At 69.2% G+C, this 1,775-nt stretch carries 1 pseudogene; it reads right to left on the bottom strand.

Annotated elements, in window-relative coordinates:
- Window positions 1–1,775 (bottom strand): annotated as a pseudogene (locus ACSFBE_RS23830) (hypothetical protein); the annotation flags it as partial.

Below are 1,775 nucleotides of genomic sequence, written 5' to 3'. Positions count from 1 at the left end.
GGCAGGTACACGTACTGCTTGGTGCCCGCGCTGTGCGCCCCGCCCAGGCCGTACTCGCCGATCAGGCTGCCCTGCTCGTCGTAGGCAAACACATAGCCCAGCGCCTCGGCCTGGCGGGTGGCCGGGCTCCACAGCTGCTTGAAGAAGTTGAGCAGGCCCTGCATGAAGCCCGCATCGGTCTCGTCACCTTCGGCCGGTGGGTACTGCGGCTCGGTCTTGAAGACCCGCTGGCCCAGCGCGTTGTGGGCGTAGCGCGTGGTCGGGCTGTAGTCGGTGGCGCCCGTGGTCGCCGTGCTCAGGCGCCCTTCGGCGTCGTAGGTGTAGGTGCGCAGGCCATCGCCTGTCATGTCGCCGTTGGCGTTGTAGCCATAGACCACGCTGGTGCTCGTGCTGCCGATGACCTGGCTGAAGCCGGTGAGCTGGTTGGCGCTGACGCTGTAGCTGCGGCTGGTGGTGGTGCCGCCGACGACCCGTGTGCTGGCGCTGCGGTTGCCGTTGGCGTCGTAGCTGAAGCCGGCGGTGTCGACCGGGGCACCGGTGCCGCTCTGGTTGAGGCTGGTGAGCCGGCCCGTGGCGTCGTAGCCGGCCAGCCAGCTGCGCAGGGTCGTCGTGACGGCGGTGTTGGGGTCGTTCGGGGTCACCGGCTCGGTCAGCAGCTGGCTCAGCGAGGTGATGCGGCTGGCCGCGTCGTAGACGTAGCCCAGCACGGTTTGGCCACCGGCGGTGACGTTGGTCAGGCGCCCGGCGGTGTCGTAGCTGCGCGTGGTGGTCTGATTGACGCCATTGAGGCCGCTGACGGCACCGAAGGCCCAGGTCCAGCCGGTGGGCTGGCCCATCGGGTTCCAGGTGATGCCGGTGATCAGTGGCTGGCCCTTCCAGTTCATGGCGGTGAGCCGGCCGGTGGCGTCGTACACGTGCTGCAGGAGGTGATCGGCGCCTCCGGGGTACTGGGTGGCGCTGAGCAGGCCGGCGGCGTTGTAGCTGTAGCTGCCGGTGCCGACTGCGCCGTTGACCAGTGCCTGGGTCTTGCGGATCACGCGGCCGAAGGCGTCACGCTGGTAGCTGGTGGTGCCTGAGCGGTCCTGGATCTCGCTGAGGTACCCGATGCTGGCATTGGCGGCGCCTGCGGCGTTGTAGTTGCCGCCGGTGAGGTCGTAGCGCAGCGTGGTGATCTTGCCGTCGGCGAAGCTCAGTCGCGTCGGGCGGCCCAGGGCGTCGCGCTGGATGGTGGTGGCCTGGCCCAGCGCATCGACGATCTGGCTGGGCAGGCCCAGTGCGTCGTAGGCGGTGCTGCGGGCGCCGATGTCGGCGCTGCTCTCGGCGGTGGCGTTGCCCTGGGCATCGCGGGCGTAGCTGGTGGCCACACCGTTGAAGTCGCTGGCCTGCGTGACGGCGTCGAGTGCGTTGTAGCTGAGGGCGGCGCTGGCGTTGGCGGCGTTGGTCAGGGTCTTGACCCGGCGCAGGCCGTCCAGGCCGTACTGGGTGCTCTGGTTCAGGCCGTTGGTCTCGCGGATGCGCTCGCCGTTGGCGTCGTAGCCGAAGGTGTTCGTCTGGTTCGAGCCTTCGGTCTGGGCGGTCAGGCGGTTGATGTTGTTGACGGTGCGCGCGGTGGTCCAGGCGATGGCGCCCGCGCTGTTGAGAATCTGCTCGCCCGTGCGGTTGCCCATGGCGTCGAGGGTGAAGCTGCCGCTCTCGCCGCGGTTGTTGCTCCAGCCGGTCAGGCGGTGGGCTGCGTCGTAGCTGTAACTCAAGCTCAGGCCGGTGGGCAGCGTGAG

The sequence above is a fragment of the Variovorax sucrosi genome, from assembly GCF_051216635.1.
In the GTDB taxonomy this organism is placed as follows: domain Bacteria; phylum Pseudomonadota; class Gammaproteobacteria; order Burkholderiales; family Burkholderiaceae_C; genus Variovorax.
The sequence above is the reverse complement of the archived record's forward strand: the minus strand, read 5'-3'. Positions and strand labels throughout refer to the sequence as shown.